24 protein-coding genes are annotated in these 25,273 nt (G+C 72.0%); 16 read left to right on the top strand and 8 right to left on the bottom strand.

Annotated elements, in window-relative coordinates; genetic code table 11:
- Nucleotides 1-91: 91 nt before the first annotated feature.
- A complete protein-coding gene (locus tag HCK04_RS19435) occupies nucleotides 92-1,411 on the bottom strand; it encodes an extracellular solute-binding protein (RefSeq protein WP_142648786.1) in 1,320 nt (439 codons plus the stop codon).
- A 949-nt stretch (nucleotides 1,412-2,360) separates the two neighbouring features.
- On the opposite strand from HCK04_RS19435, the gene HCK04_RS19445 reads away from it, so the two are divergent.
- Nucleotides 2,361-3,386 carry an alcohol dehydrogenase catalytic domain-containing protein gene (locus tag HCK04_RS19445; protein WP_142648787.1) on the top strand — a complete coding sequence of 342 codons (1,026 nt, stop codon included), beginning with the start codon at nucleotides 2,361-2,363 and terminating at the stop codon, nucleotides 3,384-3,386.
- A 94-nt stretch (nucleotides 3,387-3,480) separates the two neighbouring features.
- Here HCK04_RS19445 and HCK04_RS19450 read toward each other — a convergent pair whose 3' ends face one another.
- Complete coding sequence (locus tag HCK04_RS19450; protein WP_142648788.1) at nucleotides 3,481-4,248, bottom strand: TSUP family transporter; 768 nt, start codon at nucleotides 4,246-4,248, stop codon at nucleotides 3,481-3,483.
- Between the two features lie 150 nt (nucleotides 4,249-4,398).
- On the opposite strand from HCK04_RS19450, the gene HCK04_RS19455 reads away from it, so the two are divergent.
- From HCK04_RS19455 to HCK04_RS19465, 3 genes are all read left to right on the top strand, one after another.
- The gene (locus HCK04_RS19455) at nucleotides 4,399-5,712 is read left to right on the top strand and encodes an alpha-amylase family protein (protein ID WP_142648789.1); all 1,314 of its coding nucleotides are present in this window, start codon (nucleotides 4,399-4,401) and stop codon (nucleotides 5,710-5,712) included.
- A gap of 124 nt (nucleotides 5,713-5,836) precedes the next feature.
- Nucleotides 5,837-6,397, top strand: coding sequence for a hypothetical protein (locus tag HCK04_RS19460; protein ID WP_142648790.1), 561 nt, complete (start codon nucleotides 5,837-5,839; stop codon nucleotides 6,395-6,397).
- 340 nt (nucleotides 6,398-6,737) lie between these two features.
- The gene (locus HCK04_RS19465) at nucleotides 6,738-7,244 is read left to right on the top strand and encodes a pyridoxamine 5'-phosphate oxidase family protein (protein WP_142648791.1); all 507 of its coding nucleotides are present in this window, start codon (nucleotides 6,738-6,740) and stop codon (nucleotides 7,242-7,244) included.
- A 230-nt stretch (nucleotides 7,245-7,474) separates the two neighbouring features.
- Here HCK04_RS19465 and HCK04_RS19470 read toward each other — a convergent pair whose 3' ends face one another.
- Nucleotides 7,475-7,915: a GNAT family N-acetyltransferase gene (locus HCK04_RS19470; protein WP_260617339.1), complete on the bottom strand. Its 441-nt coding sequence runs from the start codon at nucleotides 7,913-7,915 to the stop codon at nucleotides 7,475-7,477.
- A gap of 280 nt (nucleotides 7,916-8,195) precedes the next feature.
- Between HCK04_RS19470 and HCK04_RS19475 the strand changes: the two genes are divergently transcribed.
- Nucleotides 8,196-9,419, top strand: a complete 1,224-nt coding sequence (locus HCK04_RS19475) for a beta-ketoacyl-[acyl-carrier-protein] synthase family protein (protein WP_142648856.1) — start codon at nucleotides 8,196-8,198, stop codon at nucleotides 9,417-9,419.
- An 8-nt stretch (nucleotides 9,420-9,427) separates the two neighbouring features.
- Here HCK04_RS19475 and HCK04_RS19480 read toward each other — a convergent pair whose 3' ends face one another.
- Entirely contained in the window at nucleotides 9,428-10,204 is a 777-nt protein-coding gene (locus tag HCK04_RS19480; protein ID WP_240971589.1) for a hypothetical protein, read from the bottom strand.
- Nucleotides 10,205-10,310: 106 nt separating this feature from the next.
- Here HCK04_RS19480 and HCK04_RS19485 point away from each other — a divergent pair, with 106 nt between their 5' ends.
- The 5 genes from HCK04_RS19485 to HCK04_RS19505 all read left to right on the top strand — a co-directional run bounded on the left by HCK04_RS19485 (nucleotide 10,311) and on the right by HCK04_RS19505 (nucleotide 14,469).
- The gene (locus HCK04_RS19485) at nucleotides 10,311-11,354 is read left to right on the top strand and encodes an AAA family ATPase (protein WP_142648793.1); all 1,044 of its coding nucleotides are present in this window, start codon (nucleotides 10,311-10,313) and stop codon (nucleotides 11,352-11,354) included.
- Nucleotides 11,351-12,271 carry a DUF58 domain-containing protein gene (locus HCK04_RS19490; protein ID WP_142648794.1) on the top strand — a complete coding sequence of 307 codons (921 nt, stop codon included), beginning with the start codon at nucleotides 11,351-11,353 and terminating at the stop codon, nucleotides 12,269-12,271. Before HCK04_RS19485 ends, HCK04_RS19490 begins: the two co-directional genes overlap by 4 nt.
- Nucleotides 12,268-13,215, top strand: a complete 948-nt coding sequence (locus HCK04_RS19495; RefSeq protein ID WP_142648795.1) for a VWA domain-containing protein — start codon at nucleotides 12,268-12,270, stop codon at nucleotides 13,213-13,215. The genes HCK04_RS19490 and HCK04_RS19495 overlap by 4 nt, the downstream gene beginning before the upstream one ends.
- Before the next feature lie 80 nt (nucleotides 13,216-13,295).
- A complete protein-coding gene (locus HCK04_RS19500; RefSeq protein ID WP_142648796.1) occupies nucleotides 13,296-13,910 on the top strand; it encodes a methyltransferase in 615 nt (204 codons plus the stop codon).
- Nucleotides 13,911-13,917: 7 nt separating this feature from the next.
- Entirely contained in the window at nucleotides 13,918-14,469 is a 552-nt protein-coding gene (locus tag HCK04_RS19505; protein ID WP_142648797.1) for an RNA methyltransferase, read from the top strand.
- Between the two features lie 164 nt (nucleotides 14,470-14,633).
- Here HCK04_RS19505 and HCK04_RS19510 read toward each other — a convergent pair whose 3' ends face one another.
- Nucleotides 14,634-15,197 carry an EF-hand domain-containing protein gene (locus HCK04_RS19510; protein ID WP_142648798.1) on the bottom strand — a complete coding sequence of 188 codons (564 nt, stop codon included), beginning with the start codon at nucleotides 15,195-15,197 and terminating at the stop codon, nucleotides 14,634-14,636.
- Nucleotides 15,198-15,268: 71 nt separating this feature from the next.
- Between HCK04_RS19510 and HCK04_RS19515 the strand changes: the two genes are divergently transcribed.
- The 6 genes from HCK04_RS19515 (at nucleotide 15,269) to HCK04_RS19540 (ending at nucleotide 21,160) form a co-directional block, all read left to right on the top strand.
- The gene (locus tag HCK04_RS19515) at nucleotides 15,269-16,330 is read left to right on the top strand and encodes an SDR family oxidoreductase (protein WP_168066070.1); all 1,062 of its coding nucleotides are present in this window, start codon (nucleotides 15,269-15,271) and stop codon (nucleotides 16,328-16,330) included.
- Nucleotides 16,327-17,997 (top strand): fatty acyl-AMP ligase, encoded by a 1,671-nt coding sequence (locus tag HCK04_RS19520; protein ID WP_142648800.1) that lies wholly within the window; start codon nucleotides 16,327-16,329, stop codon nucleotides 17,995-17,997. The genes HCK04_RS19515 and HCK04_RS19520 overlap by 4 nt, the downstream gene beginning before the upstream one ends.
- Nucleotides 17,994-18,290 (top strand): acyl carrier protein, encoded by a 297-nt coding sequence (locus HCK04_RS19525; RefSeq protein WP_205830452.1) that lies wholly within the window; start codon nucleotides 17,994-17,996, stop codon nucleotides 18,288-18,290. The genes HCK04_RS19520 and HCK04_RS19525 overlap by 4 nt, the downstream gene beginning before the upstream one ends.
- Before the next feature lie 113 nt (nucleotides 18,291-18,403).
- Nucleotides 18,404-19,201 (top strand): glycerophosphodiester phosphodiesterase, encoded by a 798-nt coding sequence (locus HCK04_RS19530; RefSeq protein WP_221889937.1) that lies wholly within the window; start codon nucleotides 18,404-18,406, stop codon nucleotides 19,199-19,201.
- Nucleotides 19,202-19,339: 138 nt separating this feature from the next.
- Nucleotides 19,340-20,689, top strand: coding sequence for an MFS transporter (locus HCK04_RS19535; RefSeq protein ID WP_142648801.1), 1,350 nt, complete (start codon nucleotides 19,340-19,342; stop codon nucleotides 20,687-20,689).
- A 126-nt stretch (nucleotides 20,690-20,815) separates the two neighbouring features.
- Nucleotides 20,816-21,160 carry an RNA polymerase-binding protein RbpA gene (locus HCK04_RS19540; protein WP_030509898.1) on the top strand — a complete coding sequence of 115 codons (345 nt, stop codon included), beginning with the start codon at nucleotides 20,816-20,818 and terminating at the stop codon, nucleotides 21,158-21,160.
- A gap of 121 nt (nucleotides 21,161-21,281) precedes the next feature.
- Here HCK04_RS19540 and HCK04_RS19545 read toward each other — a convergent pair whose 3' ends face one another.
- The 3 genes from HCK04_RS19545 to HCK04_RS19555 form a co-directional block, all read right to left on the bottom strand.
- Entirely contained in the window at nucleotides 21,282-22,175 is an 894-nt protein-coding gene (locus HCK04_RS19545) for a universal stress protein (RefSeq protein ID WP_142648802.1), read from the bottom strand.
- 119 nt (nucleotides 22,176-22,294) lie between these two features.
- A complete protein-coding gene (locus HCK04_RS19550) occupies nucleotides 22,295-24,484 on the bottom strand; it encodes an MMPL family transporter (RefSeq protein WP_142648803.1) in 2,190 nt (729 codons plus the stop codon).
- Between the two features lie 23 nt (nucleotides 24,485-24,507).
- Nucleotides 24,508-25,056, bottom strand: coding sequence for a TetR family transcriptional regulator (locus HCK04_RS19555; protein WP_142648804.1), 549 nt, complete (start codon nucleotides 25,054-25,056; stop codon nucleotides 24,508-24,510).
- Nucleotides 25,057-25,273 lie beyond the last annotated feature (217 nt).

Raw genomic sequence — 25,273 nt, forward strand, 5'->3', positions numbered from 1 at the left:
GACGGAGGAGTCACGGACTTCCTCTCGATGTCGAGGGTCTGCGTCGGGGCGCCGGGCGGAGGCTCCGCCCGGCGCCGGGTCACCGGGCCGCTCAGCCGCCCATCTGCTGGTCGGCCTCGGTCAGCTTCGCCTTGACGGCATCGGCGGTGACCGGCTTGCCGCTCGCGACGTCGGCGAACAGCTGGTTCATCGCGTTGCCCACGAGCGTCTCGAACTGGCTCTCCTGCGCCACCTGCGGCAGCGGCGCGGCCGTGCTGGACAGGATCTGCTGGAACGTCTTGATCGTCTCGCTCTCGAACGCCGGGTCGTCGTAGGCGTCCGTGACGGTCGGCAGCGAGCCGTACGCCTTGTTGAGGTTCTGCTGGGTCTGCTTCGACGTCATGAACTGGGCGAACTTCAGTGCCCCGTCCTTGTTGGCGGCCGTCTTGAACACGGCGAGGTTGATGCCGGCGACCATCGCGTTGACCTGCTTGCCGCCCTGCGACGGGTCGGGCAGCGGGATCGGGGCAAGGCCGTAGTCGTCCTCGGTCCAGCCGGCCTGCTTGAGCTGGGTGGCGATCGACTGCCACATCAGCATGCCGGCCTTGCCGGAGACGAAGTCCTGCACCGCCTCGGTGCCGTTGGCATACTCTGCGTTGCTCGGGTTGACGATCTTGTGGACGGCCATCAGGTCGAGGTACTGCTTGATGGCCGCGACCTCCTGGTCGGAGTCGAACTGCGGCTTGCCGGAGGCGTCGAACAGCTCCGCGCCGTGTTGCTGGCCGAAGATGAAGGCGTGGTGGGAGTTCTCGCTGACGCTCGCGCCCTCGACCGCCAGGCCCCACTTGCCGTCCTTGGTCAGCTTCTTGCCGTCCGCGATCAGCTCGTCCCAGGTCGCCGGCGGCTTGTCGATGCCGGCCTCCTTGAACATCTTCTTGTTGTAGAAGAGGCCGTAGGTCATGCCGTAGATCGGCACGGCGGTGGGCGGCTGGCCGGGGGCGCCGGTCGCGGCGAGGCTGGGGCCGAGGAAGCGCTCCTTGCCGCCGAGCGTCTTGAGCAGTGCGTCGTCCCAGGGCACGAACGCCCCGGTCGCCTGCAGCGAGGCCGACCAGGTGTTGCCGATGTTGACGACGTCCGGGCCCTTGCCCGACGTGGTCGCGGCGAGGATCCTGTTGAGCAGGTCGGCCCACGGGACGACCTCCAGGTTCACCTTGATCCCGGTCTCCTTGGTGAACCTGTCCAGCTCGGGCGTGAGCACCTCCTTGTCGTTCTCCAGGCTGGTGCCCTGGTTGGACGCCCAGTAGGTGATCGTCTGGGCCGCGCTCCCACCGGCCGAGCCGGCCGTGGACGACGAGTCGTCGGCGCCGCAGGCCGTCGCGGCGAGCACGAGGGCTCCGGTGACGGCGAAGAGATATGGCTTGCGTCTGCGCACGGGTGTTGTCCTCACTCTTGCGGTGCGACCGCCCGCCCGTGAGGGCGGGGCGGCCTGGGGGGTGAACAGTCCTCACGCCGGTGACGGCCCGGTTCCGGACGGCACGAGCCGTCACAGCGCACGCCGATGAACTGCGCGCGTCGTGGCAACGCGTGCCGACGAACAGCGCGCCGTCACAGCGCGGTCCTGCGGCAGCACTGCGGACGGCCCCGCCGCCGCGGGAGTCGTCCCAGGTGAGGGGGTGCCGGCCAGGCGAGCACCGGCTCTCCTCACCGCCGTCGGCTTGGAGAGCGCTCTCCAAGCAGGAGAGTGTCGCGGAAGGCGGAGAGTGTCAAGGGGCGATCCTCCGCCGCACCCGCACGGCCGACCGGCCCGGTTCGGTTTCTCCTAGATGACCTGCAGGTTTCCCCGGTGTTGAGCGCCGGCCTTGACAGGGCGGCCGTCAGGCTTCACGCTCTGGGAAAGCGCTCTCCCGTCCGCTGTTCCCGCTGTTCCCTCTGTTCCCGCTGTTCCCGCTGTTCCCGCTGTTCCCGCTGTTCCCTCTGTTCCCGCTGTTCCCGCTGTTCCCGCTGTTCCCGCTGTTCCCGCTGTTCCCTCTGTTCCCGCTGTTCCCGCTGTTCCCGCTGTTCCCTCTGTTCCCGCTGTTCCCGCTGTTCCCTCTGTTCCCGCTGTTCCCGCTGTTCCCACATCTCCGCTCGAAGCTCTCCGCAGCTCCACCGAAGAGGGGCCGCCGTTTCCCCACCACACGCCGGGCACGTCCCCGGCCATCCCGGCCGCCGGCCGCAGCACCGCCCCGCCCGGCCGTACGCGCCCGTCCGCAGCACACGTGACCCGGCTCGATGCGTCGAGCCGGCGGCGGCAGGTGCCGTACGTCCGGATCGGGCGCGGGGTTACGATCAAGAAAACGGACGGATCAAGGGGGAGCGGCGATGACGCGAGGGACCAGGCCGTGAGGGCAGCCCGGCTGCACAAGGTGGGCGACATCCGGCTGTCCGAGGAACCTCGCCCACAGCCCGGGCCCGGCGAGAGCCTCGTGCGGGTCACCGCCGTCGGCCTGTGCGGCTCCGACCTGCACTGGTATTCCGAGGGCGGCATCGGCGACGCGGTGCTGGACGATCCGCTCGTCGTGGGGCACGAGATCGCCGGAGTGATCGAGGGCGGCCCACGTCACGGCACGCGGGTCGCGGTCGATCCCGCCATCCCCTGCGGCCGGTGCGTGGTGTGCGCGACGGGATATGGCAACCTGTGCCCGGACGTCCGCTTCGCCGGGCATGGCACGCTCGACGGCGGCCTGCGCGAGTATCTCGCCTGGCCCGACGACCTGCTGCACCCGCTGCCCGACGCGCTCTCCGCCGCGGATGGGGCCATGCTCGAACCGCTCGGTGTGGCGATCCACGCCGTGGATCTGGCACACGTGGGGCTCGGGGCGCCCGTCGCCGTCGTCGGCTGCGGGCCGATCGGGCTGCTGGTCATCCAGCTCGCCCGGCTCACCGGCGCCTCGACCGTGATCGCCGTCGATCCCCTGCCGCACCGCCGCGCGGCCGCCCTGCGGCTCGGCGCCGACCACGCCCTGTCCCCGGAGGACGCGGGACCGGCCGCATGGACCGATAGCGACGGGCTCGACGGCCTCGGCGTACGGGTGGCCTTCGAGGTGGCGGGCAACGACGACGCGGTGCGCACGGCCATGACCGCGGCGCGGCCCGGCGGCCGGGTCGTGCTGGCCGGCATCCCCGACGAGGACCGCACGTCGTTCCCCGCGTCGCTGGCCCGGCGCAAGGGCCTCACGCTCGCGCTGGTCCGGCGGATGAACCTCACCTATCCCCGGGCGATCCGCCTCGTCGAGAACGGGTCCGTGGACGTGTCGTCCCTGGTCACCGACCGCTTCCCGCTCGCGGCGACGCCGGACGCCTTCTCAGCCGCCGTGTCCCGGCGCGGGCTCAAGGTCGTGGTCGAACCCACGCCCGCCGCGCCCTGACGCCGCAAACCGGGCAGACACGGTCGAGTTGCCAGTCACGCCGACGCTGCCGCGACGACACGCGGGATCGCGTCGGCTCGCAGGTCGGGCGATCTCATCGACTGAGGAACTGGTCGTACCCGAGCTTGGCGACCAGGGCGGCAACCACGCACAGCAGGACGACGCGGACGAACCCCGCTCCCCGGTTGAGCGCCATGCGCGCGCCGATCTGCGCTCCGGCGATGTTGCAGACGGCCATCCCCAGGCCGAGCGCCCACACCACGTGGCCCTGCGCGGCGAAGACGACGAGCGCCCCGAGGTTGGTGCCGGTGTTGACGACCTTCGCCGTGGCGGACGCGTGGACGAAGTCCATCCCGAGGATCGAGGTGAACGCGATGAGCAGGAACGTGCCGGTGCCCGGCCCCACGATGCCGTCGTAGTAGGCGATGCCGACGCCCGCGACCGCGACCCCCGTCACCACCCGGGCACCCGTACGCAACTGCGGGTGGGGCAGGCGGCCGAACCCCGGCCGCAGCGTCACGAACGCCCCCACGCCGAGCAGCACGACCATCACCAGCGGCTTCAGCACGTCCGCGTCGAGCAGCGCCGCCGAGGCGGCGCCGAGGCCGGCGAAGGCGACCGCGAGCGCCGCGGCCGGCACCGCCACCGCCCGGTCGAGCTTCGTCTTGCTCGCGTAGGTGATGGCGGCCGAACCCGTCCCGAAGATCGCGGCGGACTTGTTCGTCGCCAGCGCCTGGACCGGGGTGAGACCGGCCAGCAGCAGCACCGGAAGCTGGAGCAGTCCTCCCCCGCCCACTACGGCGTCCACCCATCCGGCGGCCACGGCGGCGAGAAGCAGGAGCACCACCTGTCCGGCACCCATATGGCTCCATTCCCCCTTTTTGTATCCATTTGACGGATCCGACGAGCGAGCCTATCGGGCGGCGGGCAGCCCGGGTGGAGGGGGCGGCGACGCGGGAGGGGGCGGCGACGACGACACTGTGATCAGAGGGACGAACGGTGAGGAGCTGATGTGACGTCGTGGAGCGACCACGCGATCTGGTGGCATGTCTACCCGCTGGGTTTCACCGGCGCCCCGTTGACGGCGCCGCCCGAGGGAGCGCCGGTCTCGCATCGGCTGCGGCGTCTGGAGAACTGGCTCGACTACGTCGTGAACCTCGGCTGTTCCGGTCTCCAGCTCGGCCCGATCTTCGCGTCCGAGACGCACGGATATGACACGGTGGACCATTTCCGCGTCGATCCCCGGCTCGGGGACGACGACGACTTCGACCACCTGGTGGCGCAGGCGCGGCGGCGCGGGCTGCGGGTCCTGCTCGACGGCGTCTTCAACCACGTGGGCAGGGGGTTTCCGGTCTTCGCGCGGGCGCTCGCGGAGGGGCCGGACTCCCCCGCCGCCCGCTGGTTCCGTCCCGGTGACGGCGCGGGCGGCTTCGCCGTGTTCGAGGGCCACGACCACCTCGTGGCGCTGAACCACGCGGAGCCCGCCGTCCTCGACTACGTCGTACGAGTGATGGGCCACTGGCTCGACCGCGGCGCGTCCGGCTGGCGGCTCGACGCGGCCTACGCGGTGCCGCGCGCCTTCTGGCGGGAGGCCGTCACCCGGGTGCGGCGGGAGCATCCGGACGCCTGGTTCGTCGGCGAGGTGATCCACGGCGACTACACGGCGTACGTGACCGAGGGCGGGCTCGACTCGGTCACGCAGTACGAGCTCTGGAAGGCCATCTGGAGCTCGCTGAACGACGGCAACTTCTTCGAGCTCGCCTGGGCGCTCGACCGGCACAACCGGCTGCTGGAGGTGTTCGCGCCGATGACGTTCGTCGGCAACCACGACGTGACGCGCCTGGCCAGCAGACTCACCGATCCCCGTCACCTGGGGCACGCGCTGGCCGTCCTGCTGACGGTGGGCGGGGTGCCGAGCCTCTATTACGGCGACGAGCAGGCGTTCCTCGGGATCAAGGAGGAACGCGCCGGGGGCGACGACGCGATCCGGCCCGCCTTCCCCGACGACCCGGGCGACCTGCCGCCGGACGGCATGCCCGTCTACCGGCTGCACCAGCGGCTGGTCGGCCTGCGCCGCCGGCACCCCTGGCTGGTCCGGGCGCATACGAAGGCCGAGCACGTCGCCAACCGAGCCCTCGCGCTGCGCAGCCAGGGACCGGAGGGGGACGTCGTCACGCTGCTCAACATCGGCGACGACGCCTACCGCTTCCCGGTGGACGTCTCCGGCCTGACCGTGGCGGACGGCTGCGCCGGTGCGGGCGGGGCGGACGGGGATCCCGCTCTCGTGCCCGCACACGGCTGGCGGATCCTTGTCCACAAGCCGTGACCGTACGGCACGGTGCTCGCGGCGCGTGCGAGACCATCGGACCGTGAACCGCGTCCTCGCCCCGCTGTTCGACGGCGTGACCTACCGCAGGTGAGCCTGCCTGATCGTCGGCGGGGCGCTGCTCATGCCCTACATGATGGCCGGAGAGGTCGCGACGGCGTTGTGGCGTCCGACCGGCGATCCGCTGCTGCCGGTGCAGCCGTTGATCTTCATCGGAGTGCTCCCCGCGGTGGCCGTGACCGGGCTGCTCCTGCCGATCCGGGCCTTCGAGGCCGCGGCCGCCCGGGTCGCGCTGGAGACGATCGAGACCTCCGCCCGCAACGCGCTGGACGAACTCGACCACGTCATCGGCGTGCTGCGCGAGGGCGCGGGGCGGGCCTCGCCGGAGCCGTCCCTCGACGACCTTCCCACGTTGCTCGACGCCGCCGTCACCGGAGACAGACCGGTCGTCCGGAGGCTCGGCGACCTGTCCGGCGTGCCTCCCGTGATCTCCCGGGAGGCCTACCGCGTCGCGCAGGAGGCGCTGACCAACGCGATCCGGCACGGCACGGGCCCCATCGAGGTGGACGCCGGCGTCCGCGATCGCGTCCTGGAGATGCGTGTGCGCAACGAGGTCGGTGCGAGTCGTCGGCGGACCCTCACCGGATCACATCGGCGCGGCAGGAGCGGCGGCACAACGTCCTGACCAAGCTGAACGCTCGGGACCGCACGCAGGCGGTGGTCGCCGCCTACGAGTCGGGCTTCGTCTCCCCCGGCTGAGCCCCGTTCAGGCCCGGCTGATGCAAGACGAACCGCGTGGCCCGGCGCGACCGCGGGAACGGCACGCAATCTCACCCGGCCTGACCGGCCGAGGGAAGCGCCGCGAGCCTGATGACGCCGGCGGCGGCCCGGTTCGGCGGTGTGGCTGGGCTGTCATGGCGGTGGGCACCGGAAAAGTTGGGAATTCGGGGGCCGGCGGATGTCGAGAATGCTCCGACGGCTCCGTCCCTGAGGTGGATCACGACAACGACCCTGGAGGGACGGCTATGCGAGCGAGCGAGATCATCGAGATCCTGGACCGGCCGATCAGCCGAGAGCTGCTGGCACGCGACGTGACCCGGCTGGCCTACGTGGCCAAGGACGGCACGCCCCGGAACGTCCCGATCGCGTTCACCTGGAACGGATCGGAGATCGTCATGTGCACCACGAAGAACGCTCCGAAGCTCCCGGCCCTGCGCGAGAACCCGATGGTCGCCCTGACGATCGACACCGAGGTGCACCCGCCCAGGATCCTGCTGATCCGCGGCCGGGCCCAACTGGACGTCGTCGACGGTATCCCGGACGAGTACCTCCAGATGAACGGCTCGTACACGATGACGCCCGAGCAGCGGGTCGAATGGGAGGCCGAGGTCCGCTCGCTCTACGACGGCATGGTCAGGATCGTGGTGACGCCGACATGGGCGAAGCTGATCGACTTCGAGACGACCCTGCCGAGCGCGGTCGAGGAGCTGGTGCGGCGGCGGGCCGAGCGTGAGCGCCTCGCCCGCCGGTGACCGAAGGTCCGTTCGACGAGACCAAGGGCCTCGTCGCCGACCGGATGATCATCGACGTGGGGTCCCGGGACCGCGCGGCCGGCTCGCCGGGCGCGTGTGGCCGGACGACCTGCCGGGCGACTCCCAGGCCGGCTGATCGGCCTGGCGAAGGTTCCTCGACGGCGCGCCGGCACCTCCCGGCAGCACAGCCAGGTACGTGTCGAGCTCCTGCGCGAACGCGCCCGGAGGACCTAGAGGCTCCGCGGGTCGCGCACCCGCAGGCCGAAGGCCGACAGGCCCTGCTCGTGGTGCTCGATCAGCCCGAGGCGGCGGTAGAAGGCGTGGTTGGCGGGGCCTTCCGAAGTGGATTCGTGGTCGGTGGTCAGGACGAAGTAGCGGCAATGCGCGTACCGGTCCTTGAGGTGCTCCAGCAGCCGGCGGCCGACGCCCTTGCCGTGGTGCCGGGCATTGACCAGCAGCTCCTGCACATAACAGACGATCTCGTCGTCGGACACCGTCCGTGCCAGGCCGAGCAGTCGGCCCGACTCGTCTCTGGCGGTGATGACCAGGTGCGAGTTGGCCAGGCTCCGGCACACCCGAGCGATATCGCGCGTCCATGGGTGCCAGCCGACCGAGTCGTAGAGCTCGAACACCTCCGCCTCGTCGAACGCCGTCTCCTGAGCGATGATCACCAATTACGGGCCTCCCTTATCTTTTCGACGTATAGCGACGTATCCGAGCCTATTGCCCTTCAAAAAGACGTCCACGAGATTCGCATGCCGCTTCACGGCAGGCGGACCACGGCCCGGTGCCGAGCGGGGGCGGGCAGCACGGCATCCACAAATCTTCCGCGGCTTTTTGGTTGATCATCACGCCTGACCGAAATGGTGGCGCTGCGGCAGCGTGAGATCCGGAAAGCGCACCGCGATGGAGAACCAGCCGGTGCGGCCAGCACAGAGCAGGGGGTCGTCGATGGGAGACGGGATCAGGACGCGGGTGTCGGTCACCGGGCTGGGCGCCACCACGCCGCTCGGCGGGGACGTGGCCGCCACCTGGGCGGGCCTGCTGGAAGGACGGTCGGGCATCCGCCTGATCCAGGACGACTGGGCCGAGGGCCTGCCCGTACGGATCGCCGGCCGGCTGCAGGTGGACCCCGCCGAGGTGCTGGGCCGGGTGGCGGCGCGGCGGCTCGACCGCTGCCAGCAGGCGGCGCTGGTCGCCGCGCGGGAGGCGTGGGCGGACGCGGGCGCGCCCGGTGTCGAGCCCGAGCGCCTCGCCGTGGTGATCGGCACAGGGGTCGGCGGCGTCCTCACCACGCTGACGCAGAACGAGATCCTCGAAAGGTCGGGGCCGCGCCGGATCTCGCCCTACACGGTGCCGATGCTGATGCCCAACGGACCGGCGGCGGTGGTCAGCATCGAGCTCGGCGCGCGCGGAGGCGCGCACACGCCGGTGAGCGCGTGCGCCACCGGCGCCGAGGCGATCGCGATGGGCCTCGACCTCATCCGGCTCGGGCGCGCCGACGTGGTGATCGCGGGCGGCGCGGAGGCGTGTGTCCACCCGCTGACCCTGGCCGGGTTCGCCCAGGCCAAGGCCGTGTCCCAGCGCAACGACGCGCCGCAGGAGGCGTCGCGGCCGTTCGACGTGGGGCGCGACGGCTTCGTGCTGGGCGAGGGTGCCGCGCTGGTGGTGCTGGAACGCGAGGAGTTCGCCGCCGCCCGCGGCGCCCGGGTGCACGCCGCCCTCGCCGGCGCCGGGGTCACCTCCGACGCCCACCACATCACCGCCGCCGACGCGGCGGGACAGGCGCGCGCGATGCGGCTCGCCCTTGCCGACGCCGATCTGGACGCGCTCGACGTGGGCTACGTGAACGCCCACGCCACCTCGACGCCCACGGGCGACCTGACCGAGAACGCCTCGATCGCCGAGGCGATCGGCACGCACCCGGCGGTCACCGCGATCAAGTCGATGACCGGTCACCTGTGCGGCGCGGCCGGGTCGCTGGGCGCGATCGCCACCGTGCTCGGCCTCCGCGACGGGGTGATCCCCGCGATCCGCAACCTCGACGTCCCGGACCCGGAGGTGAAGCTCGACCTGGTGGCCGGCGCGCCGCGCAGCGGCCGATGGACGGCCGGACTGGTGAACTCCTTCGGCTTCGGCGGGCACAACGCGTCGCTGGTGTTCACCAGCGCCTGACGGGTGCGTCAGATGGGGCCGCGGCCGTCGAAGAGCTCGTCCGGCCAGGGGCTCTCGCTGCCGTCGCCGCTGCCGGACGGGCCGGGAGTGGGCTGCTGCGGCTCGGGCGAGGCGGGCTCGGGCGGCGGAGTGGGCACGAACTGCGTGTTCGGCAGCGGCCGGGGCGGCTCCGGGTCCTCCTCGCTGCGGAACAGCAGCATCCAGGTGACCAGCAGCAGCGCGAGCACGAGCGTGGCCAGCAGCGTCGAGGCGAGCACGACCGCGCGCCGGGTGGCCACCGGCGGCGGGGGCGGCGCGGGCGGGGCGGGCAGCGCGGGAGTGCGGTCGCCCAGCCAGTAGTGCGCGAAGTCGGGCCCGTGCCGCCGCCCGATCAGCGTGCCGGACACGGGGACCGGGTCGAGGAACCGCTCGGCCCCCGGCCCGTTCGGCACGTACGGCACGGCCACCCAGGGCGCGGGACCGCCCTGCATCGCCAGCACGGGAGGCGTGTCGGGGGGCACCCGGCCGCGCACCCGGTCGACCAGGGAGGCGCCCCACCCGCGTACGCCCATCCAGCCTTGTGCCTGCCTGGCCGCGTTGCTCTGCGCCTCCTTGATCGCGGTGACGAACCGGTCCCTTGCGGCGGCGTCGAGGGCGGCGCCGCTGGACAGGACGGCCACCGACACCACCCGTCCGTCCGGCGCCTGGCCCAGGTAGACGAGCCCGGCCGGGGCCGTCTGCAGACGCGCCTGCAGCGCGAACGGCCCCACGTGGGGCGGATCGCCGTACTGCAGCGGAGTCACCATCACCCACATGAAAACACACGGGCGCGTCAGGGGGTGTGGCACGCGCCGGGACGGGCAAATGGGAGAGAAATGGATTCTCCAGCCGAGTCACGATTGAATAACGAGCATGACCGTTGCCGATGAACGCAGTGACCCGGAGCCCGGCGAGGGCGTGACGGAGCAGGAGGAGGGCGAAGCGCGGCTGGACGCCCTGCGGGAGGCGCTGGCCGAGGTCCGGCGAGTGATCGTCGGCCAGGACCACATGGTGGAGCGGCTGCTGGTGGCGCTGCTCGCCCGTGGGCACTGCCTGCTCGAAGGCGTCCCGGGGGTCGCCAAGACGCTGGCCGCCTCGACGCTGGCCACCGTCGTGGGCGGCACGTTCGCCCGCATCCAGTTCACCCCCGACCTGGTGCCCAGCGACATCGTCGGCACCCGCGTCTACCACCCGAGCTCGGAGCGGTTCGACGTCGAGCTCGGGCCGGTGTTCGTCAACTTCCTGCTCGCCGACGAGATCAACCGCGCTCCGGCGAAGGTGCAGTCGGCCCTGCTGGAGGTGATGGCCGAGCGGCAGGTCACGCTCGCAGGGCGCACCCACCCGCTGCCCCGGCCGTTCATCGTGCTGGCGACGCAGAACCCGATCGAGTCGGAGGGCGTCTACCCGCTGCCCGAGGTGCAGCGCGACCGGTTCCTGTTCAAGGTGCGCGTGTCCCACCCGAGCGCGCACGAGGAGCTGGAGATCCTGCAGCGGATGAGCGTGCGCCCGCCCGTGCCCAGGCCGGTGCTCGACCCGGCCACGCTGGTGCGGCTGCAGGACCTGGCCGAGGAGGTCTCGGTGCACCAGCTCGTGGCCGACTACGTCGTACGGCTGGTCATGGCCACGCGCGCCCCGGTGGACTACGGCCTGGCCGACCTGCAGGACACGATCGAGATCGGGGTGAGCCCCCGGGCGACGCTGGGCCTGATCGCGGCCGGGCGTGCCCTGGCCCTGCTGCGCGGGCGCGACTACCTGCTGCCCGACGACGTCCGCGACGTGGCGGTCGACGTCATGTCCCACCGGCTGATGCTCACCTTCGACGCGCTGGCCGACGAGGTGGACCCCGACGACGTCGTACGCCGGGTGCTGCAGGCGGTGCCGCCGCCGCTCGTCGTGTGGAACCAGGGCATGCGATGAGCGGGGCGAACCCCGACCAGGCGCTGCGGCGGCTGGAGCTGACGGTGGTGCGGCGGCTCGACGGGCTGCTGCAGGGCCGCCACCAGGGCCTGATCCCCGGGCCGGGCAGCGAGCAGGGCGACAGCCGCGTGTACGTGCCCGGCGAGGACGACGTACGCCGCATGGACTGGGCGGTGACGGCGCGCACGACCGTGCCGCACGTGCGCGACCTGATCGCCGACCGGGAGCTGGAGACCTGGGCGGTGGCCGACCTGTCGGCCAGCATGGAGTTCGGCACGGCCGACATGTCCAAGCGCGACCTCGTCATCAGCGCCGTCGGGGCGATCGGAATCCTGGCCGGCCGGGTGGGCGACCGGTTCGGCGCCTACATCCTGTACGGCGACGACGTGCACCGCTATCCGGCCAAGCCGGGCCGGCCCCGGCTGTACGCTCTGCTGCACTCGCTGCTGAGCGCGCCGCCCGCGCAGGGCGCGGTGGACCTCGGGGAGGCTCTGGAGATGATGGCGACGGCGCACCGCAAGCGCGGGCTGCGGGTGATCGTCTCCGACTTCCTCGACTCGCCCGACTCCTGGGAGCCGCCGCTGCGCCGCCTGGCCGCGCGCCACCAGGTGCTCGCCGTGGAGATCATCGATCCCCGCGAGCTGGAACTGCCCGATGTCGGGTTCGTCACCCTCGCCGACCCCGAGACCGGGCGCTCGCGCGGCGTCCACCTGTCTCAGTCGCTCAGACAGCGGTACGCCGAGGCGGCGGCCGGTCAACGGCAGGACACCCGGGCGGCGCTGCGCCGGGCCGGGGCGGCCCACCTGGTGCTGCGCACCGACCGCGACTGGGTTTTCGACATCGCCGAGTTCGTGCTGCGCCAGCGGCGGGCCTCCCATCTGCTGCGCCGCGCCGCGAACAGGAAGGCGGGCGCATGACCTTCCTCGCCCCCGGGTGGCTCTGGCTGTTCGTCCTGGTCGCCGCGCTGGTCGCGGCGTACGTCGCGGCGCAGTTCGCGCGCCGCCGCTACACCGTGCGCTTCACGAACCTCGCGCTGCTGTCGCTGGTGGCGCCCGAGCGGCCCACCTGGCGGCGGCACGTGCCGGCCGTGCTGTTCCTCGTCATGATGAGCCTGCTGGTCCTCGGCGCGGCCCGGCCCGCGGGCGAGGTGAGGGTGCCCCGCGACCGCGCCACCATCATGGTCGCCGTGGACGTGTCGCTGTCGATGGAGTCGGCGGACGTCCCGCCCAGCCGGCTCGTCGCGGCCAAGCAGGCGGCCCAGCAGTTCGTGAAGGACCTGCCCGAGCGGTTCAACGTCGGCGTGGTGGCCTTCGCCCGATCGGCCGCCGTCGTGATCTCCCCCACCACCGACCACGCGGCCGTGAACACCGCGATCTCCAGCCTGACCACCCGGCCCGGCACGGCGATCGGCGAGGCCGTGTTCAACTCGCTCGACTCGATCAGGTCGTTCGACCAGCGGGCGGTCACCGATCCGCCCCCGTCGGCCATCGTGCTGCTGTCGGACGGCGACAACACCTCCGGGCGTTCGGTCAACGAGGCCATCGAGGCGTCGGTCAGCGCGAAGGTGCCGGTCTCCACGATCGCGTACGGCACGCCCGACGGCACGGTGACGATCGACAACCGGGCGGTGCAGGTGCCGGTGAACAAGGCCACGCTGAAGTCGCTGTCGGACGGCACCGGGGGCCGGGCGTACACCGCGGAGTCGGGCAGCGAGCTGCGCGACGTGTACACACAGATCGGCACCTCGCTCGGCTACAAGGTGGTGCACCAGGAGATCACCCAGCGGTTCCTCGTCGCGGCGATCGTCGCGGGCCTGCTGGCCGCAGTCGCGGCGATGCTCCTCGGCGCCCGCATCCCCTGACCGCACACGGCACGATCCCGGCGGCAGCGCCCCCGCAGGCGCGGAGATCACCGGTCTCCGGCGTTGGTACGTTTGGGCACGTGGCCCATTACTTCGAGGAGAGTCCCCAGGCGGCCAGCCGGCCCGGTTCGGTCGCGCTGGTCCTCCCGGATCTGCACCTGCGGCTGGAGACCGACCGCGGGGTGTTCTCCCCCGAACGCGTCGACCCGGGGACGCGGGTGCTGCTGGAGACCGTCCCGCCGCCCCCGGCCGAGGGCGACCTGCTCGACCTCGGCTGCGGCTACGGGCCCATCGCGCTGACGATGGCCTCACGGGCGCCGAAGGCCACGGTGTGGGCCGTCGACGTGAACCGGCGTTCGGTGGAGCTGTGCGCGCGGAACGCCGCGAGCGTCGGCCTTGACAAAGTAAGGTCGGTGCATGCTGACGAGATGCCCGAGGACGTCAGGTTCCGGGCCATCTGGTCGAATCCTGCCATCCGGATCGGCAAGGCCGCGCTCCACGAGATGCTGACCCGGTGGCTCGACCGGCTCACCCCCGACGGCAGCGCCTATCTGGTCGTGCAGAAACACCTCGGCTCCGACTCCCTGCAGCGCTGGCTGGGCGACCGGGGCTGGCCCACGTCCCGGCTGGCCTCCCGGTCGGCCTACCGCGTCCTGCGGGTCGACGCCCGCACCGCAGAAATTCAGGAGCGATGACCGCCCGATGAGCACTCCCAACCCGCGCAGGCAGCTCAAGCCGACCGACGTCAAACGGCTCAACCGCACCTGGCGCCGCAACACCGAGGGCCGTCTCGCGCTGATCCTCGAATCGGTGACCGGTCCGTTCAACATCGGATCGATCTTCCGTACGGCCGCCGCCTTCGGCGTGGAGACGATCTGGCTGGCCGGCAACGCCACCCCGCCCTCCAATCCCAAGGCGCAGAAGACCGCGCTCGGCACCGACCGGCTGGTCGAGTGGCACGAGCCGGTCCCGGTCGCCGAGGCCGTACGCGCCGCCAGGGAGGACGGCTTCCGGGTGGTCGCGGTCGAGCTGACCGGCGACGCCGTTCCCCTGCACGAGGCCAAGCTCGGCGGCGACGTCTGCCTGGTGCTCGGCAGCGAGGACCACGGCTGCTCCCCCGCCTGCCTGGAGGCGGCAGACTCGGTGGCCTACATCCCGCAGGTCGGCAGGGTCGGCTCGGTCAACGTGGCGGTCGCCGCGGCCATCTCGATGGCGGAGGCCCGGCGGCAGGAGTGGGCGTCGGCGGCCGGATAGCCGGCGTCCAGCCCCGGGCGCGCCAGGCGGTGAGACCCGCGGCCCGCGCCGGCCGCGAGCCTCACCGCGTGTCTTTCGAAGTCGCGAGCCCCGCCACGCGCCTGAAAGTCGCGCGCCTTCAAGGGCCCGGGCCTCGCTCCGCGCCCCGGACCGCCGTACGGCGGTCAGCCCAGCGCGGGGAGCGGGCCGAACAGCCAGTTGCCGCGAGATTCCGGGTCGGGGCTGCGGAAGAACTGCTCGTTGGCCACGTGCAGCTCCTGCCGGCTCAGTGAGCCGTTGCCGTCGAGGTCGAGACGCTCGAACGCGACGGCGGCGTTCGCCTCCGACAGGCGGAAGGCGCTCTCGGCCATCCGCAGGTATTCGATCCGGGTGATCCGCCCGTCCCCGTCGGTGTCCATCAGGTCGTAGAAGGCGTCGGCGACCGGCGCGATATGGGTGTGGTAGCCCGTGCCGGGCTGGGTGACGAACCGGTAGAACCCGGCCGTGAACTCCTTCAGCTCGACGCGCTCGTCCCCGTCGGCGTCCATGGGCAGGGTCACCTCGTCCCACAGCCTCGCGTACCGCTCCCGGACCCGCCGCGACTCCGTGGAGCCCGGTGCGAACCCGAACGCGTTCACCAGCCGGTCGGCCGAGGCGGTGTAGTCCATCTTGTCGACGGTCCCGTCGTCGTCCACGTCCAGAAGCGTGAACAGATGAGCCAGCTTGCGCTGCTGCAGGTCGTTGAGCATGCACCCTCCCTGGTGTCACTGTGAGCGATCGTGACTTTACCTTCCGCTACCTCTTGTGGGAAGGTGCCGTGGTGCGGGTTCACGTGATCGACGGGGCCAACGGCTTCGTGGCCTCTCATCTCATCGGCACACTGCTGGCCCGGGGCGAGGAGGTGATCGCCCTCGCTCGCGCGTCCGCCGAGGTGGTGCGCCGCCGGGTCGCGGACGCGCTGCGCTGCCTCGGCCTCGACGAGTCCCCGGCGGGACGCCTGCGGGTGCGCGGGCTGGCGCTGGACGAGCCGGACCTCGGCCTCCCGGTCACCGAGGTCTTCGCCGAGCCCTGCGTCTACTGGCACGTCGCCGCGCTCGTCACCTTCTTCCCACGCCGCGAGGAGGAGCTCCTGGACGTGAACGTCGCGGGATCGGCCAACGCGCTGGCCACGTACGAGCGGCACGCCCGGCCCGGCTCGCGCTACATCCTCGTCGGGACGGCCTACCAGTGCGGGCTCGACACCGAGGGCCCCGTGCCCGAGGACTGGCCGTCGCAGGCCCCGCCGGACCGGTTCCGGAACTTCTACGAATACTCCAAACGGCAGGCGGAGATCGCGCTGGCCCGGTCGCGGTCCGTCCGCGAGGGCGCCGCCCTGGTGGCCCGGCTGGGCGTGATGGTCGGGCACTCCCGCACCGGGCGGGCGCTGACCGACTACGGCCTGTACGACTTCCTCCGGGTGATCGCCTTCTTCGCCCGGCGCACGCCGGGGGAACGGGTCCGCCTGCCCTGCCACCCGGACGCCAACCTCCATCTGACCCCCGTCGACACGACGGTCTCCCGGCTGGTCGCGCTCGCCGCCGCCGACCGGCCGTCCCCGGTCTCCCACGTGGTGAACGGAGCCACCGTGCGGGTGCGCGACCTGTTCGAGGTGATCAACGCCCGCCTGCCGATCGAACTGGTCGCCGCCACAACCGAAGAGATCCGCGACAGGCCGTTCGGCCGGTTCGAGGCGGTGGTCAACATGCGGGCCAAATACACCGCGACCTACTTCCGGCACCACTACGACTTCGCGTGGCGGCACGCGATGGCCCCACCCGCCGTCACTCCCGCGACCCTCGACCGGCTCGTCTCCTGGTACGTACGGGAGGGACTGCCCGAATGACCGATTTCGTGACACACGTACGGAACCGCATCAGCGACGATCGGGAGTTCGTCTTCGTGCGGGACGACGGCGGCACGGACCGGCTCACCTTCACCGAGCTGGACCGGCGGGCGCGCGCCACCGCCGTGTGGCTCGCCGCACACGGCCTGACCGACGAGCCGGTGCTGCTGCTCTACCCGGCGGGGCTCGACTTCACGGTGGCGTTCCTCGGCTGTCTGTACGCCCGGGTGCCGGCGATCCCCGCTCCCCTGCCGGACGTGGGCGCACCCCATGCGAACCGCGTACGGACGCTGATGCGGGACGCCGGCGCGCGGCTGGTCCTGACCGATCACGCGCACGCGTCCGGGTTGTCCGATCTTTCGGCCCGCGTGCCCGACACCGCCCCCGCCGATCCGGACGCCTGGGCCCCGCCGGCCATGTCCGCAGGAACCCTCGCCTACCTGCAGTACACCTCCGGCTCGACCAGCGACCCGCGCGGCGTCGAGGTCTCGCACGGCAACCTGCTGCACAACCTGGAGCTGTTCCGGCTGCTGGCCCGCAGGCCGTTGCGGCGGCTGGCCGGGTGGCTGCCGCACTACCACGACATGGGCCTGGTCGGCCTCCAGCTCCAGGCGCTCCACGCGGGCGCCGACCTGGTGTTCATGTCGCCCGGCGCGTTCGTCGCGCGGCCGGTGCGCTGGCTGGAGCTGATCACCCGGTACGGCGCGGACTGGACCGTGTCGCCGGACTTCGGGTACGCCTGGTGCACCCGAAGGATCACCGACGAGCAGCTCGCCGGGCTCGACCTGTCCACGCTGGCGATGGCCATCAGCGGAGCCGAGCCGATCCGGGCCGCCACGCTCGCCGCGTTCGAGCGGCGGTTCGCACCGGCGGGCTTCCGGCCGGCCACCTGGAATCCCGGCTACGGCCTGGCCGAGTGCACCCTGATGGTCACCTGCGTGCCGCAGGGGCAGGGCGTGACCGTACGGCGGTTCGATCCCGCCGCGCTGGAACGGCACCGGGCGGTCCCGGCGCCCGAGGGGACGCCCCTGGTCGCCTGCGGGCCGGTCTCCGGGCTCGACCTGCGGATCGTCGATCCGGACGGCCTCCGGCCCCTCGCCGACGGCGAGATCGGGGAGATCTGGGTCTGCGGCCCCAGCGTCGCCCTCGGCTACCGGGGCCGCCCGGCGGAGACCCGCGCGACCTTCCACGCAGGCTTCCACTCGGGCGACGGCCGTTGGCTGCGCACCGGCGACCTGGGGTTCCTGCTCGACGGCCAGCTCTACGTGACCGGGCGGATCAAGGATGTGATCATCGTCAACGGCCGCAACCTCTACCCGCAGGACCTGGAGGAGGCCGCCGCACGGGCCAACCCGGCCGCGGGCCGCAGCGCCGCCTTCGGCGTACGACGCCACGACGGCGGGGAACACGTCGTCCTGGTCCAGGAGATGCGGCGGGGACAGCCGGGCGACCTCGGCGAAGCGGCCGACCGGATCATGGATCGGGTGACGCGGGAGTTCGGCATCCCGCTGAGCCTGCTGCTGGTGCCTCGTGGCGCGGTGCGGCAGACCACCAGCGGCAAGCTCCGCCGCCGGCACATGCGGGAGCTGTTCCTCAGCGGCCGCCTCACCCCGCTGCACGCCGAACTCGAACCCGCGGTCAACGACCTGCTTGAGACCGTCGCATGAGCGCCGCCTCCGCTCCGATGTCCCCCGATGCCCTGCGCCGATGGCTGATCGAGCGGGTGGCCGCCTATCTCGGCCTGCCGCCCGCCGATATCGACCCGACGGTGAAGCTCCGCACGTACGGCCTGGACTCGGTCCACGCGCTCGGCCTGTGCGTCGACGTGGAGGAGACGGTCGGCGTGCTGGTCGAGCCGACCATGCCCTGGGACCACCCGACGATCGACGACATGACCGCCCATCTGGCCGATCTCCTGCCGGAAGATCGAACCGTACAGGCCCCGCCGGACCCGGAGTGAACCGCGACACGGTGAAGCGGAACTTCCGCCCCGAAGATGACAATGGACTCTTGTGACGCAAATGTTCACCTTGGCGCGCTGACTGTTTCGCCGGAACCCGGCATACTCCTCTCGTGCATCGCCGTTTCGCGTTCCTCGACCACCCCGGACCGCTCGCCTTCGCGCATCGAGGCGGAGCGGCGGAGGCCCGCGAGAACACCATGGCCGCCTTCTCCCGGGCGGTCGAGCTCGGCTACACCTACCTGGAGACCGACGCGCACGCGACCGCCGACGGCGTCCTCCTCGCGTTCCACGACCACACCCTCGACCGGGTCACCGACCGCACCGGCCGCATCTCGCGGATGCCCTACCGTGAGGTGCGCGAGGCCAGGATCGGCGGCCGGCACGAGATCCCGCTGCTGGAAGACCTGCTCGGCACCTGGCCGGACGTACGCTTCAACATCGACGTCAAGGAGAGCGCCGCGATCGCGCCGCTGGCCCAGGCGATCCGACGCACCCGCGCGTACGACCGGGTGTGCCTGACCTCGTTCTCCGACGCGCGGCTGGCCCGGGCCCGGCGGGCGATCGACCGGGAGGTCTGCTTCTCGCTCGGCCCGCGCGGCCTGGCCGCCCTGCGTACGGCCGCGATGGGAGGCGGGTACGGCCGGCTGCTGTCCGGGCTCGCCCGGGCGGGCGTGCCGTGTGCGCAGGCGCCGATCGGGTTCCGCGGCCTGCGGGTGACCACCCGCGCCCTCGTGCGCACCGCGCACGCGATCGGGATGCAGGTGCACGTGTGGACGGTGAACGACCCGGTGACCATGGCCCACCTGCTCGATCTCGGCGTCGACGGGATCATGACGGACAACATCAGCGGCCTGCGCGACGTGCTCAAGTCGCGCGGGCAGTGGCACCCCCGCCCGGCTGAGCCGTGACCACGGACCATCCCGCCCGGCCCGGACCACCCCGCTGACGCCGTCTGTCCCCCGGCTCACCGACCCTGTCCCCTGACGAAACCGGCCTGCGCCGACCTCCCGGCCCCCGGCGACGCTCCACCCCCGTGAGGAGAGACCATGACCGCTCCCCAGGTCGTCCACGAGGAGACCCCCGGCACGCGGCGGCGCGAGCAACGTGGCTGGTACTGGTACGACTGGGCGGACTCCGCGTTCCAGACGACCGTCCTGACCGTCTTCCTCGGGCCGTACCTGACCACGATCGCCACGACCGCGGCGGGCGGCGAGGGCGGCTTCGTGGCGTTCCTCGGCCTCGACCTGCGGCCCAAGGCGTACTTCACCACCATGGTGACGATCTCGGTGCTGCTGCAGATCGTGATCATGCCGGTGGTCGGCGCGCTGGCCGACCACACCGGCCGCAAGAAGCAGATTCTGGGGGTCTTCGCCTACCTGGGCGTGGTGGCCACGCTCGGCTTCTACTTCGTGTCCGGTGACGCCTACCTGCTCGGCGGCGCGCTGTTCCTGATCGCCAACGTGACCTTCGGCGCGGCGCGCGTGGTCTACGACTCCTTCCTGCCGCAGATCGCCGGGGCGGAGGAACGCGACGAGATCTCCAGCAGGGGGTGGGGCTTCGGCTACCTCGGCGGCGGCCTGCTGCTCGCGCTCAACCTGGTGATCTACCTGTTCGCCGACATCGAGACGGGCCTGGCGGTGCGGATCAGCCTGGCGTCGGCGGGCCTGTGGTGGGGCGCGTTCACCCTGATCCCGATGCTGCGCCTGCGCAACCGGCGGGTGCCCGTCCCCGAGGCGACCGCGGTGCGGGCCGTGGCGGGCAGCGTCCGCCAGCTCGGCCGTACGATCGCCGACCTGCGGCGCTACCCCCGCACACTGCTGTTCCTCGCGGCCTACCTGGTCTACAACGACGGCGTGCAGACGGTGATCAGCTTCTCCGCCACGTACGCCGACCAGGAGCTGGGCCTGGGCCAGACGCACCAGATCGGCGCGATCCTGATGGTGCAGTTCATCGCCGTCGGCGGCGCGCTCGGGCTCGGACGGCTCGCGCTGAGGTTCGGGACCAAGCGCACGGTGCTGGCCAGCCTGGTGGTGTGGACGGTCGTCGTGGGCGTGGCCTACTTCCTGCAGAAGGGCTCGGCCGTCCAGTTCTACGCGATCGCCTTCGCCATCGCGATCGTCATGGGCGGCACCCAGGCGCTGTCGCGCTCGATGTACTCCCTGGTGATCCCGCCCGGCCGGGAAGCGGAATACTTCAGCATCTACCAGATCAGCGACAAGGGGTCGGCGTTCCTCGGGTCGCTGGTGCTCACACTGGCGCTCCAGGTCACCGACAGTTACCGCACCGCGATCGTCTCGCTGGTGGTGTTCTTCGTCCTCGGATTCGTCCTGCTCAGCGTTGTCAACCTTCCCCGGGCCATCCGTGAGGCGGGGAACGAGGTGCCCGACCACATCTGAGACCAGTGGGACGGAAAAAGCGCGATTGGATCAGGTCTCCGCTGGGAATCCACACACGGTATCAGGCGTTGTACGCGGTGGCGAACGAACCCCTCGAAGGCGGGGACCTCAGGAGGATTAAAGACTATGGGCGAGCGTGCACTTCGCGGTACCCGGCTCGGCGCGACCAGCTACGAGAACGACCGCAACACCGACCTGGCCCCGCGCCAGGAGGTGTCCTACACGTGCCCGAAGGGCCATCTCACCACCGTTCCGCTCGCCGTCGAGGCCGAGATTCCCACGACCTGGGAGTGCCGTCACTGCGGCAGCCCGGCACTGCGGGTGGACGCTGAGCAGCCTCAGCAGAAGAAGGCGAAGCCCCCGCGGACCCACTGGGACATGCTGCTGGAGCGCCGCTCGATCGAGGACCTCGAAGAGGTGCTGAACGAGCGTCTCGCCATTCTGCGCGAGCAGCGACGCAAGAGCGCGTAGGGCGCCGGCAAACGCCCCCGGCGGCCCGGACGAACCGGGCCCGCCGGGGGCGTTCGGCATTTCCGGGCCGCTCTGTTCGGGGCGCTCTGTTCGGGGCGCTCTGTTCGGGGCGCTCTGTTCTTCAAGGCTGCGGGGTTCGGCACGGACCGCTCAGCCGGCCGGTGGACGCCGAGGTGCGGACGACGGCCATGGGGCCGGTCGCGTGGTGGATCATGGCCTGGCAGACCGACCCGAGGACGAGGCCGGTGAACCCGCCGCGCCCCGCGGAGCCGATGACGAGCAGGTCGGCGCCCGCCGACGCCTGCCGCAGCACGTCCACCGGATGTCCCCGGACGACCTCCTCGACGATCTTGACGTCGGGGTAGAGCTCACGGCGGCCGGCGACGGCCTCCCTGACCATCCGCACCTCGACCTTCTCCTCGTCGAAGTCGTCGGGGAGCGGCGCGAAGCCGCCGCCCCCCTCCAGCGGGCTGTAGGCGTGCACCACCCGCACGCCGGTCCCGCGCAACGCCGCCTCGGCGAAGGCGAAGTCGAGCACCTTGCCGCACGCGGGCGACGCGTCGATGCCCACCACGATCTCCGGCCGCGGCGCGGAGGGCACCTCCCGCACGACGACCACGTCGCACGGGGCGTGACCCACCACGCCGTACGCGACCGAGCCGAGCAGCAGGCCGCGGAAGCCGCCGAGCCCGTGGTTGCCGACCACGAGGAGATCGGCTTCCATGGCAGCCTCGACGAGCGCCGGGCGCGGGTCGCCGGCCAGGATCGCGGTGTCGATCGGCACCCCGGGCGCCTCCGCCTGGGCCCGCTCGGCGGCGGCGCCGAGCACGGCGGCCGCGCCGTCGCGCATCCACGCGGCGACGTCCGTGTACGGGCCCTGCTGGGCGGTCGAGCACGCCCAGGCGGGGATGGCGTTGGCGATGCGCAAGGGGACGCCGCGCAGGGCGGCCTCCCGGGCCGCCCAGCAGACGGCCTCCATGCCGGCGTGTGAGCCGTCGACACCCACGACGATCATGACGCCCTCCCCTCGTCCGGTCCCTCCATCACATCGTTCCCCGCCGTGCCGTACGAGCATCGAAGGTCCCGCAGGGGCGGGACCTCCGGCCCCCGGCGCCCTCTACGACACCCCCGCTCCTACAACAGGGCGCGCTCCGGCTCGACGGCGGCGCGGGTGGTGAGGTGGTGACGCAGCCGCTCGCCCTCGACGTCGAGGTCGGGAAGCGCCCGGTCCAGGACGCGGGGCAGCCACCATGCGGCGCGGCCGAGCATGGACATCACGGCGGGGACGAGGGTCATCCGGACCACGAAGGCGTCCACGAGCACACCGACGGCCAGCGCGAAGCCCATCGACTTGATGATCGGGTCGTTCATGAACACGAACCCGCCGAACACCGCCGTCATGATCAGCGCCGCGGCGGTGACCACCCGCGCGTTGTGCCCCATGCCGTTGATCGTCGCCTGGCGGGCAGTGTCGCCGTGCACGTAGTCCTCGCGCATCCGCGAGACCAGGAACACCTCGTAGTCCATGGCCAGGCCGAACAGGATGCCGATGAGCAGGATCGGCAGGAAGCTCACCAGCGGGCCCGGCACGTCCACGCCCAGCAGACCGGCCAGGTGACCCTCCTGGAAGATCCACACGGTGATGCCGAAGGTCGATCCGACGGTGAGCAGGAAGCCCAGCGCCGCCTTCACCGGCACAAGGATCGAGCGGAAGACGAGCATGAGCAGCAGCACCGACAGGCCGACCACCAGCAGCAGGTAGACCGGCATGGCGTCGGCGAGCTTGTCGGACACGTCGATGCCCACGGCCGTCGCGCCGGTGACGGCGATCTCCGCGCCGCCGATCGTGGCGACCTTGGCGCGGATGGCGTGCACGGCGTCCTCGGTGGCCGCGGCGGTGGGCCCGGCCTTGGGGATGATGGTCAGCAGCGCGGTTGTGCCGGCGGCGTTCGGCTGCGGCGGGGCCACGGCCAGCACACCGGGGGTCTGCTGGATCAGCTTGGCGGCCTCCCCGGCGGCGGCCGTCGTGGCCGCGCGGTCGGCGGCGGTGACCACGGCGATCAGGCGGGCGTTGAAGCCCTCGCCGAACCCCTCGCTGGTCAGGTCGTACGCCTCGCGAGCCGGAGTGCCCGGGGCGGCGGTGCCCGCGTCGGGCAGGGCCAGCCGCAGGTCCTGGGCGGGCAGCGTCAGCGCGCCGAGGCCGAGGACCCCGGCCAGCAGGATCGGCACGCGCAGCCGGGTGACCACCCGCCCCCAAGTGTGTCCGAAGCCGGCGTGTCCGAAGCCGGCGTGGCCGAAGCCCCGGCCGCCCGCGTCCGCGTTTTCGCCGGTGCGCTGCTTGCGGGGCAGCACCCGGGCCCCGGCGTACGACAGGAAGGCGGGCAGCAGCGTGAGGGCGACCAGCACGGCGACGGCCACGGTGCCGGCGGCGGCCAGGCCCATCACGCTCAGGAACGGGATGCCGACCACCGACAGACCGGCGAGCGCGATGACCACGGTGGCCCCGGCGAACACGACGGCCGATCCGGCCGTGCCGACCGCCCGGCCCGCGGCCTCCTCCGGCGCCACGCCCTCGGCCAGGAACTGGCGGTAGCGGGAGGTGATGAACAGCGAGTAGTCGATGCCGACGGCCAGGCCCAGCATCAGCGCCAGCACCGGCGTGACGGAGGTCAGCTCGACGAGGCCGCTGAGCGCGAACAGGCCGCCCATGCCGGCCCCCACGCCGATCAGCGCGTTCAGCAGGGTCATCCCGGCGGCGACCAGCGAGCCGAAGGTGACGATCAGCACCACCGCGGCGATCACGACGCCGATCCCTTCGGACCCGCCCACCTCCGGCGCGGCGTTCAGGACCTCGCCGCCGTGCTCGACCCGCAGCCCCTTGGCCGATGAGCCGGCCTTCAGGTACGCCGCGCGCTGAGCCTCGGTGACGTCCTTGGCCCCGCGGTCGAACTGCACCTGCACCAGGGCGTAGCGGCCGTCGGCGGAGACGGCGCCGGACTTGAAGGGGTCGAGGGCGGCGACGACGCCGGGGATGCCGGCGGCCTCCTTGACCACCGGTGCGACCTCGGCCGGGTCCAGCTTCCGGCCCTGCGGAGCGGCGACGACGATGGTGCCGGTGGCACCGCTGGCCTGCGGGAACTCCTTGGCCAGGACGTCCAGCGCCCGCTGCGACTCGGTGCCGGGCATGGCGAACTTGTCGCCGGTCGGGCCGTGGAACGCGGCGGCGGCCAGGCCCAGGACCACGAGGAGCAGCAGCCACACGGCGGCCACGCGCCCGCGTCTGCGGAAGGAGAACCGGCCCAGCCGGTACAGCAGGGTTGCCACAGCAGATCTCTTTCTTCGGGAGGTCAGTCGGCCGGCAGGCCGAGCGTGCGCGACGCACCGCGGGTCAGCTCCGCGCGCAGCGTCTCGTCGGGGAGCGCGAGCTCGCTGGCGCTGGTCAGGATGATCCCCAGCATGGCCATCCAGGCCCAGACCCGGGCCTGGGGGGCGGCCGAGCGGCCGGCCAGGGCGTCCGCCAGCCGTTCGGTCAGGCCGTCCACGTCCGGCAGCTCCGGCCGGTTGATCAGCGCGTCGACGTCCTGCAGCAGGATCTTCACCTGCAGCCGGAAGCGCAGCGACAGGTCGACGAGCCCGGCGACGGCGGCACGGGCCGCCTCCTCGCCGTCGAGCCCGGCGATCCTCTCCTCCAGCGCGGCGAACTCCGGCCCGACGGGGGCCAGCAGCTCGGTGAGAATCGCGTCCTTGTTCGTGAAGTGGTAGAGCAAGGACGCCTTGGAGCAGCCCGCGTCCGTGGCGATGTCCTGCAGGGAGGTGCCGCGGAAGCCGTGCGCGGCGAACAGCCGCACGGCCGAGTCCAGGATGTCCGCCCGCGTGGTGGTTGCGGAACGTGCCATGCGGACACCCTAACTGACCGATCGGCCAGCTTTTGACCGATCGGCCAGTAATCGACCCCGAGCCGCCCACCTGCGCCCCATGCCGGCCGCCGCCCGGCACCTCTCAGCACCCTGTACAGCAGGTCTCCGTCGGCCCCCTATCCGCTGAACGCTGACCAGCTAGGCGGCCGACGCCCCCTTTCCCTCGGCGATCTGAGGCTCCAACCCTTCGCTTCGC

Origin of the sequence: Microbispora sp. CL1-1, from assembly GCF_012034195.1 — a bacterium.
GTDB lineage: Bacteria > Actinomycetota > Actinomycetes > Streptosporangiales > Streptosporangiaceae > Microbispora.